Genomic DNA, 248 nt, shown 5'->3' with positions numbered 1-248 from the left:
CTGCGGAACTGGGTACGGACGGCGGAGTAACCGCCCACGGCGCGGCTGGTCAGTTTGGCCATGCCAGTAAAGGAGGAGGGTAGAGAGATGGAGCGGCCAGCAGCCAGACATTCCATCAACATGCGCCAGCCCTGGCCAGCCATGGCGGGGCCACCAATGATGAACTCCAGCGGCATGAACACGTCTTTGCCACGGGTGGGGCCGTTCATGAACATGGCATTCAGGGGGAAGTGACGGCGACCGGTATC

At 62.5% G+C, this 248-nt stretch carries 1 protein-coding gene; it reads right to left on the bottom strand.

The genetic code is table 11. The features are described from left to right. A partial coding sequence (locus ACRHOZ_RS21210) for a hypothetical protein (RefSeq protein WP_431130333.1) occupies positions 1–248 on the bottom strand: 248 nt, incomplete at both ends.

The organism is Flagellimonas flava, assembly GCF_050617915.1.
In the GTDB taxonomy this organism is placed as follows: Bacteria; Bacteroidota; Bacteroidia; order Flavobacteriales; family Flavobacteriaceae; genus Flagellimonas; species Flagellimonas flava_A.
The sequence above is the reverse complement of the archived record's forward strand: the minus strand, read 5'-3'. Positions and strand labels throughout refer to the sequence as shown.